We start from the raw sequence: 7,417 nt of genomic DNA on the forward strand, positions 1-7,417 counted from the left end.
AACAGGCATTTGTGCGCGTATGTGAAGGGGTCCGTTCAACCCCGCCTTCACAATCCTGTTGAATTTTTCGCCAGCCAAGCCAAAGGTAGAGCGATTCGCAGGAGTGTTCCCAAGGTTCGATGACGCACCATCCGACCCAGTCGCCGCAGTTCTTCCTGACCGCGCCATCGCCGTGTCCGTATCTTGAGGGCCAGTTCGAACGCAAGGTGTTCACGCATCTGGTCGGCGACAAGGCGCCGGAGATGAACGACCTGTTGACGCAAGGCGGTTTCCGGCGCTCGCAGAACATCGCTTACCGTCCCGCCTGCGAGACCTGCCGCGCCTGCGTCTCGGTGCGCATCCTGGCGCAGGAGTTCACCGCCAGCCGCAACATGAAGCGGGTGATCCAGCGCAATTCCGATCTCATCGGCGCCATGCACGACGCGCAGCCGTCGACCGAGCAGTATTCGCTGTTTCGCGGCTATCTCGACGCCCGCCACCGCCGCGGCGGCATGTCCGACATGACGGTGCTCGATTACGCCATGATGGTCGAGGATACCCATGTTGACACCAAGGTGATCGAATACCGGCGCCGCGGCCCCGACACATTTATCACCGGCAAGGGCCAGGGCGAGCTGATCGCCGTGGCGCTGACCGACAAGATGGCCGATGGCCTGTCGATGGTCTATTCCTACTTCAATCCCGAGTTCGAGGACCGCTCGCTCGGCACCTTCATGATCCTCGACCATATCGCCCGCGCCCGGGCCATGGGCTTGCCCCATGTCTATCTCGGCTACTGGGTCAACGGCTCGCGCAAGATGAACTATAAAATGCGCTTCATGCCGCAGGAGCATCTCGGCCCGAAGGGCTGGGAACGCTACGACCACGAAGCGGTCACGCGCTGATTTTTCTTCTTACCAGATCCTGATCTAAACATTTTCAGCCGAGACGATGCTGGTCTTCCGCCCGTTGGCGGGGCGATTGCGCCGACCGGCATCTGCTCAACTCATTGCGAAGCCGTTGCATGTCCTCTCACAATGCCCACACCAAAGGACTTCTGCTCACCGCGCTTGGCGGGCTGGCGCTGACCATCGACATTCCCCTGATCCGGCTCGCCCATGGCGAAGCCTGGACGATCCTTTTGCTGCGCACCGGCTGCACCTTCGTGGCAGGGCTGATCGTATGGGCCATCTGGCGCTCGTTCAGCAAGAATGCTCCGCAGCTGATACCCGGCTGGTCGGGGCTCGTGGTCGCCACACTCTACGGGCTCGGCGCAATCGCCTTCATCACCGCCGTCTACAACACCTCGACCGCCAATCTGGTTTTCATCCTCGCCTTCTCCACCATGTTCTCGGCACTGCTGTCGTGGCTGTTTCTGAAGGAGCGACCGCAGCCGCTGACGCTTGCGGCAATGGCGCTGATGATCGTCGGCATCGCGATCATCGTCGGCGATTCCGTCGGCACGGGAAATCTGTTCGGCGATGTGATGGCGCTGTGTTCGGCCTTGGCGATTGCCTGCGCCATCACCGTTTCACGCGCCAGCGGCAGGGATATGGGATTCACCGCGCTGACCGGCGTCCTGCTGCCGTTCGGGCTGGCGGCGCTCATGGTCTCCAGGACCGGTTTCCAGGTGGAAGCGCCATGGTGGATCGTTTTCAACGGCGCCGTCATCATGCCGTTCGCCTTCTTCTGCCTAGCCAACGGGCCGAAATACATTTCAGGCCCGGAAGTGGCGATGTTCTATCTCCTGGAAACGGTTTTGGCGCCGGTCTGGATATGGATGATCTTTGCCGAGACGCCGTCGCGCAACAGCTTGATCGGCGGCGTGATCCTGATCGTCACGCTGGTTGCCCATTCCCTGTGGCAGTTGCATGAAGGGCGCAAGCGCCGGGCAGCGCTCGCCGTCGCTTACCCAGCCTGACTTTTCTTCGCCGGGCCGGCGACAATCTCGATCTGCGGCGGCCCGCCTTCGAGCTCGGCCGCCGCGTCGGGAACGGTGTCTTCGGCCAGTTCCACCTCGCGCAGCCATTCGCGCCAGATCGCGACGAGCAGCGCCATCAGCACCGGGCCGATGAACAGGCCGAGAAAGCCCATTGTCTTTACGCCGCCGATCAGGCCGAAAAAGGTCGGCAGGAAGGGCAGCTTGATCGGCCCGCCGACCAGCTTCGGGCGCAAGGTCTTGTCGACGATGAACAGTTCCACTGCGCCCCAGATGAACAGCGCCAGACCCGCCATCGGCGAGCCGCTGGCGGCGAGGTAGATCGACACAAGCGTAAACGACAGCGGCGCGCCGCCGGGGATCAGCGCCATCACGCCGGTCAATGCGCCCAGCGTCACCGGCGACGGCACCCCGGCCAGCCAGTAGGCGATGCCGAGCACCAGCCCCTCGCCGATGGCGATCACGGTCATGCCGGTAACGGTCGAGGAAATGGTCGCCGGCACGACGCGCGAAATCCGCTCCCAGCGCGTCGGCAGGATGCGTTCGCCGAGCCGGTCGATCTGGCTGGCAAAGTGTTCGCCGTCGCGGTAGGCGAAGAACAGCGCGATCATCATGAACAGCAGCGTCAGCAACAGGCCGAAGGCGCTGCCGCCGGCAGCCAGCACGCCGCGATAGATGCTGCCGATATTGGCGCCGCTGACCAGCTGGATCAGCTCGCCGATGCCGCCGGGATGGCCGAAATTGTCGATCCACTGTTCGTTCAGCCACTCGCCGACGACAGGCAGCGAGGTGATCCAGTGCGGTGTGACCGCGCCGTGCCTGTTGGTCTCGATCGCCCAGCCGACCCATTCGCGGACCTCGTTGATGGCGTAGGTGCCGGCGAGCGCTATCGGCACCACCAGGAAGGCGAGGATGAACAGGATGGCGAGCGTCGCGGCGACGGTGCGGTTACCGCCGACACCGGCAAGCAGCCGGCGGTAGAGCGGCCAGCTGGCAAAAGCAATGACGAGGGCTGCCAGCACGGGAAACAGGAACCCGTGGAAGAAATAAACGCCGGCGGCGACGATCAGCACCAACAGCCAGCGCGCCGCCGACAGCGGCGGGATGACGGCGGCCCGCAGCGGTGTCGACAGGCCGAACAGGCGCTGCTGACGTTCCGGCTTCTGGATCTTCGCTTCCTTCAAACGGTCAATTCTCCCCGGCCTACACAGCGTTTATGCACTGTTATAGTGCAGCAATAGTGACGATAGTCCAAATGGTTGGTGAAGCTGCCAATCTCCCCCCTTGTGGGGGAGATGTCCGGCAGGACAGAGGGGGGCGCGAAGGATCGCCAGCCTGGCACCCGACATTGAAGACCCAAGAGTTGCGACCGAGTGGCGAGCCATGACCATTTGATGCGCTGGCGGGACAGCGCCCCCCTCTGGCCTGCCGGCCATCTCCCCCACTTGGGGGGAGATCAGCAGCTTCAACCAAATTTCCCCGTCCGCGGGAATCCCTTCGGCACCATCCGTCCGGCCGACGCTCTCGCGCCGATCCATTCCGCCAGCTCCTCGCGCGACCTGACGAAGGTGCGGTCGGCGGAATCCTGCCAGGACAGGCCGCTCGCCAGCGTGAAGGGTTTCAGGTCGAGCAGACCGCCATCCTTGTATTTCTGCAGGCGAACGCCCTTGCCGCGGCCCATCTCGGGAATTTCGGAGAGCGCAAACACCAGCATCTTGCGGTTCTCGCCGACAATGGCGAGATGATCGCCTGACACCGGGACGCAGGCCTTGGCCTCGTCGGGCGCCTTGACGTTCATCACCTGCTTGCCCTTTCGGGTGTTGGCGACGACTTCCTCCTCAGGCACGACGAAACCATTGGCATCGTAGGAGACGAGCAGCAGCTTGCGCTTCGGGTCGTGGACGAAGGCGGTGACGATGTCCTGGTCGTTGTCCATGTCGACGATGATGCGGATCGGTTCGCCATGGCCGCGGCCGCCCGGCAGCCGGTCGGCGCCGATGGTGTAGAATTTTCCGCCGGTGGTGAAGACCAGGATCTTGTCGGTGGTCTGGGCATGGAAGGCGAGCTTGAGGCTGTCGCCTTCCTTGAAGGTGAGCGTGGAATGGTCGGCCAGATGGCCTTTCATCGCCCGCAGCCAGCCCTTTTCCGAGACCACCACGGTGACCGGCTCGCGCTCGATCATGGCGTGCGCAATGTCGGTCAGATCATGCTCCGGCGCGTCGGCGAACTGGGTGCGGCGCTTGCCGAGTTCGGTCTCGGGGCCGAACTTGTCGCGAACCTGCGTGACTTCCCATTTGATCGTCGACCATTGCTTGGCGTCGGATGCGAGCAATGCCTCGATCTGCTTCTTCTCGGTGGTGAGACCGTCGAACTCCTTGCGGATCTCGAACTCTTCCAGCTTGCGCAGGGCCCGCAGCCGCATGTTGAGGATGGCTTCGGCCTGGGTGTCGGTGAGCGACCAACGGGCCATCATCACCTGCTTGGGCTCATCCTCCTCGCGGATGATCCTGATGACCTCGTCGATGTTGAGATAGGCGATCAGGTAGCCGGCAAGGATTTCCAGCCGCTTCTCGATCTCGCCAAGCCGATGCTTCGAGCGGCGGATCAGCACATCGCGCCGATGGTCGAGCCACTCCTTCAGCACGCCCTTCAGCGACAGGACGTTGGGCACCTTGCCGCGCGACAAAACGTTCATGTTGAGGGGAAACCGGCTTTCGAGCTCGGTCAGCTTGAACAGCGATTCCATCAGAATGCCGGGATCGACCGAACGGCTTTTCGGTACGAGCACAATGCGGACGTCCTCGGCGCTTTCATCCCTGACATCCTCAAGCAGCGGCAATTTGCGCGCGATCAAAAGCTCGGCGATCTTCTCGATCAGCCTGGCCTTCTGGATGCCGTAGGGGATTTCAGTGACGACGATGCTCCAGGTGCCCCTGCCCTGATCCTCCTGGCCCCATTTGGCGCGCACGCGAAAACCGCCGCGGCCGGTCTCATAGGCCTCCAGGATGGATGCGCGGCTGTCGACGATGATGCCGCCGGTCGGGAAATCCGGCCCCTGGACGAACTCCATCAGCTTTGTCACGGGCGCGTCCGGCTGCTCGATCAACTGCAGCGCCGCGTTGCAAAGCTCGGCGGCATTGTGCGGCGGGATGGAGGTAGCCATGCCGACCGCAATGCCGGAGGAACCGTTGGCGAGCAGATTCGGGAAGGCGCCGGGAAGCACTACGGGCTCCTCGTCCTCCTCGTTGTAGGTTGGCCGGAAATCGACGGCGTCCTCGGTGATGCCGGCAAGCAAATCGCTCGCCACCTCGGTCATGCGCGCCTCGGTATAGCGCATGGCGGCGGCGTTATCGCCGTCGATATTGCCGAAATTGCCCTGCCCGTCGACGAGGGGATAGCGCATGGAGAAATCCTGCGCCAGGCGCACCAGCGCGTCGTAGATCGACTGGTCGCCATGCGGATGGAACTTGCCCATCACGTCGCCGACTATGCGGGCGCATTTGGCAAAGCCCTGGTCGGGGTTGAGCCTGAGCAGCCGCATCGCATGCATGATGCGGCGATGCACAGGCTTCAGCCCGTCGCGCACGTCAGGCAGCGCCCGGTGCATGATGGTCGACAGCGCATAGGCGAGATAGCGCTCTTCCAGCGCCTTCTTCAGATCGACCGGTTCGATGTGGTCACCACCGCCATTTTCAGGCGGCAAAATCCTTTTTCCCATGCGGCTGGACTAGCCGAGCGGGTGATTCGCGGCAAGGCGGGGCTGCGGAAATCCGCACTTTGCAGCCTTTGGGCTTACGAGGGCGGCTCAAGGTCCGACAATGGATGTGACGGACTTCATGTTCCCCCTTGCCGTCCCTGTGCAACAGCAGCGGTAGCAGTGCTGTTGCCAACCAACATCAATCTGTTACACGCCCTCTCTAAGGCAGGAGACGGTATGCAGGGGAGCCCGACCTTCATGACATATTCACCGCATCGGGCGAAGGCTCCCGCTCCGATTTGCCTTTCGCCGTGATTTTCGACAACTCTGCGGGAAAGCGCCTTTTTCCCGTCCAGTTCGTCACGGAATGGTGATGGCGTAGAATTGAGAAAACACTTTTTCAGGACTCTCTCAGGGAACTCGCGATGACAATCCAACGTTCGACACTCAAGAAACTTGCTTTTTCGACCTTTTTGCTGACGCTGCCGCTGAATGCCGCCTTTGCGCAAGACACGGCGGTTGCCGACCGACTGAAGGCCGCACTTGCCGTCCAGGGCGTCGATATCACCTGGACCGGCGTTACCGGCGACAATTCCAGCATGGTGCTGCAGGGCGTGTCGGTCAAACCGGCGGCCGAAAAGGAGGCGCTGCCGATCGGCGACGTCAAGCTCGAAGGCGTGACCGAAGCCAATGGCGGCTTCGATGTCGCGACCATCACGACTTCGGCCTTCGAGCACAGCAAGGACGGCGTCACGCTCAACCTCACCCCCTTCGTCATCCACGACGCCAACATCCCGGCTGAGGGCGCTACAGGCCCGCTCGGCTCGATGATGATCTACAAGTCGGCCGAACTCGAAAACCTGACGGTCAAGGTTGCCGACAAGACCGCCTTCTCGGTGGATGGGCTTGCTGTCCAGATCACGCCGCCGGCCGACGGCAAGGCGATGGAGTTTTCCGCCACCACGGAAAAGTTCAACGCCGACCTGACCCTGGTCGACGATGCGAAATCCAAGGAAGCCATCGAGGCCCTCGGCTACCAGAACATCTCGGGCAATATCGAAATCGGCGGCACCTGGCAGCCGAGCGACGGCAAGATGGACCTGTCGAAATACGACATCTCGGTCGAGAATGCCGGCACGCTCGGCATGACCTTCGGCCTCGGCGGCTACACGGTCGACTTCGTCAAGTCGCTGCAGGAGATGCAGAAGAAGATGGCGGCGCAGCCCGAAGGGGCTGACAATTCGGCGCAAGGCATGGCCCTGCTCGGCCTGTTGCAGCAGCTCTCCTTCAACAGCGCATCGATCCGCTTCGATGACGATTCGCTCACCGGCAAAGTGCTTGAGTATGTCGGCAAGCAGCAGGGCATGTCGGGCAAGGACATCGCCAACCAGGCCAAGGCGATCGTGCCGTTCGGCATGGCACAGCTCAACAATCCCGAACTGACCGCCGAAGTGACGGCGGCGGTGAGCAAGTACCTCGACGATCCGAAGAGCCTCGAGATTTCGGCCGAGCCGCCGGCAGCGGTGCCGTTCGCGCTGATCATGGCCGGTGCCATGTCCAACCCGGCCGACCTGACCAAGACGCTCGGCGTCCATGTCAAGGCCAACGAAGACTGATCGAAGTTCGCTCCCTTCTCCCCGTCACTATACGGGGAGAAGGTGCCGGTGTCCGAACCGGATAGATAGGTAACAGAATGGACCGATAGCGTGGGTGACAGTTTTCTTGTCCGCCGGAGGACCGGCAATGGTTTGGCGAGAGACTGGCATCATGGACGAGCGGCTACGGTTTGTTGTGGAGTGTCT

5 protein-coding genes are annotated in these 7,417 nt (G+C 62.3%); 3 read left to right on the forward strand and 2 right to left on the reverse strand.

Annotated features, from left to right (window positions below):
• Positions 1-119: 119 nt before the first annotated feature.
• Together NKI05_RS23865 and NKI05_RS23870 are read left to right on the forward strand one after the other, a co-directional pair.
• Positions 120-884 (forward strand): arginyltransferase, encoded by a 765-nt coding sequence (locus NKI05_RS23865; RefSeq protein ID WP_023682417.1) that lies wholly within the window; start codon positions 120-122, stop codon positions 882-884.
• A gap of 119 nt (positions 885-1,003) precedes the next feature.
• Entirely contained in the window at positions 1,004-1,900 is an 897-nt protein-coding gene (locus NKI05_RS23870; RefSeq protein WP_023689526.1) for a DMT family transporter, read from the forward strand.
• Here NKI05_RS23870 and NKI05_RS23875 read toward each other — a convergent pair.
• Together NKI05_RS23875 and parC are read right to left on the reverse strand one after the other, a co-directional pair.
• Complete coding sequence (locus NKI05_RS23875) at positions 1,888-3,102, reverse strand: AI-2E family transporter (RefSeq protein WP_023727506.1); 1,215 nt, start codon at positions 3,100-3,102, stop codon at positions 1,888-1,890. The genes NKI05_RS23870 and NKI05_RS23875 overlap by 13 nt on opposite strands.
• A gap of 281 nt (positions 3,103-3,383) precedes the next feature.
• Positions 3,384-5,636, reverse strand: coding sequence for a DNA topoisomerase IV subunit A (gene parC, locus NKI05_RS23880; RefSeq protein WP_023694915.1), 2,253 nt, complete (start codon positions 5,634-5,636; stop codon positions 3,384-3,386).
• A gap of 404 nt (positions 5,637-6,040) precedes the next feature.
• Here parC and NKI05_RS23885 point away from each other — a divergent pair, with 404 nt between their 5' ends.
• A complete protein-coding gene (locus NKI05_RS23885; protein ID WP_023697470.1) occupies positions 6,041-7,231 on the forward strand; it encodes an aq_1923 C-terminal domain in 1,191 nt (396 codons plus the stop codon).
• Positions 7,232-7,417 lie beyond the last annotated feature (186 nt).

It is taken from the genome of Mesorhizobium sp. M0771 (assembly GCF_040320155.1).
Lineage (GTDB): Bacteria > Pseudomonadota > Alphaproteobacteria > Rhizobiales > Rhizobiaceae > Mesorhizobium.

Excerpts from the sequence above, each read along its gene's own strand:
- parC (WP_023694915.1), bottom strand. The coding sequence starts at position 5,636 with ATGGGAAAAAGGATTTTGCCGCCTGAAAATGGCGGTGGTGACCACATC.
- NKI05_RS23870 (WP_023689526.1), top strand. The coding sequence starts at position 1,004 with ATGTCCTCTCACAATGCCCACACCAAAGGACTTCTGCTCACCGCGCTT.
- NKI05_RS23885 (WP_023697470.1), top strand. The coding sequence starts at position 6,041 with ATGACAATCCAACGTTCGACACTCAAGAAACTTGCTTTTTCGACCTTT.
- NKI05_RS23865 (WP_023682417.1), top strand. The coding sequence starts at position 120 with ATGACGCACCATCCGACCCAGTCGCCGCAGTTCTTCCTGACCGCGCCA.